This is a genomic window from Mycoplasma todarodis (genome assembly GCF_004335995.1).
Taxonomy (GTDB): Bacteria; Bacillota_I; Bacilli_A; order Mycoplasmatales; family Metamycoplasmataceae; genus Mycoplasma_K; species Mycoplasma_K todarodis.
The window spans coordinates 1-1,438 of record NZ_PSZP01000070.1 but is presented as its reverse complement, the minus strand read 5'-3'; the positions used below and the strand labels follow the sequence as shown (position 1 = coordinate 1,438).

2 protein-coding genes are annotated in these 1,438 nt (G+C 35.3%); one reads left to right on the top strand and one right to left on the bottom strand.

Annotation, left to right across the window (positions count from 1 at the left end):
- Positions 1-322 (top strand): hypothetical protein (locus C4B25_RS04795; RefSeq protein WP_168380715.1); only part of this gene is annotated, 322 nt, incomplete at its 5' end.
- Here C4B25_RS04795 and C4B25_RS04790 read toward each other — a convergent pair.
- On the bottom strand, positions 308-1,438 hold a 1,131-nt coding region (locus C4B25_RS04790; protein WP_168380714.1), incomplete at its 5' end, for a hypothetical protein. The genes C4B25_RS04795 and C4B25_RS04790 overlap by 15 nt on opposite strands.

Here is a 1,438-nt window from a genome sequence, read left to right as displayed (position 1 = left end):
AGTGGGACCAACTTTCATAATGTCAGCAATAACTTCCGCTAATGTTCTTCCACCTTGGTGTTTTAGCCCAAGATTTGTGAATTGTCTTTTTAGGTTAGTGATGTTTGTTGGTTTTGCTTTATTTGCTGCATCGATTTTTTTCTTTGTAGCAGCTGTAGCATCAGTATTACCATTTAGCGTATCTTTTACTGAAGCGTCAGCAGGATTTGCTCCTGGAGTTTTTGTAACAACTTCAATTTCGATGTTACCTTTACCATCATCAGTTAATTTAACACCTGTAACGTCAGTACCATTGTGGATACCTTTTTTACCGTATACCTAGAATTCTTTTTAAGTTAGCAATAACTGTATCTACACCAGCACCTTTACCAGCATTGATTTCATCAATAATTTCTTTGATTGTTTTGCTTCCTTGTTTAGTTTTAATATCTAAGTGTTTTTTGATTTCAGCTTTAATCTTAGCAATGTTTGCATCTCTTAAATTAGAAGCAATTTTTGTTGCGATTTGAGCATCTGTTTCACCTTTAACTACCACTTTAACTGGTTGAGCTGGAGTTGTTGCGTTTGGTGTATTTGTTTCGATAGTTACATCAATACCGTCACCAGCAGCATTTACAGCAAGAGAAACTTTTGTAATAGTTGTTCCGTTTGAAGTTACAGCAACATCAACACCTGTTTCAGTTTTAATGTTAGCAAGAATTCCTGCTGGGTTTTTACCTTTTAGGATATCTTTAATAACTTCCGCAATTGTTCTTGTACCTTGTTTTATTAATGTAGCATTTTTAAATGATGCACTAATAGCTGCAGTATTTGTAGGTTGTGCTTTATTAGCATTAACAACATTTGTTGGGTTACCTTTAAGTGTACCTGTAACCGTTTTATCTTCAGGAGAAGCTCCCTTAGTATGTGTTTTAACTGAAATATTAATTGTTCCATCTGGTTTTCCAACAGACACATCAACACCTGTAACTTTTGTAACGGGGTTTGTACCAAAGTTACCTGTACCTAAGTCAACACCTGTTGCTTTTTTAACGGCATCAATTACCGCCTTAACGTCAACTGTACCATCAGGTTTAGTTGCAGCCTTGATAGCTTTCTTAATAGTATCAACAACTTCTTTAGGTGTTTTCTTACCTTGAGCAGTTTTAATATCTACACCATCAATTTTTTTCTGAATATCCCCGGCATGAGAATCTCTAGCTTTTGAATTGGAAACAACTGTATCGTTGTGACCTTTCATTGTACCAGTTACAGTACCATCAGCTGGTACAGCACCTTTTGTAGTTGTTTTAACAGAAACGGCAATATCACCTGTTTTAGGATCAGCTTTTAAATCAACATCAGTAATTTTTGTACCTTTATGTCCAGAAGCTAAATCAACACCTGTAGCGTTTTTAATAGCGTCTAGAATTTTATCTATTGAATCTCCGTTAGCTTT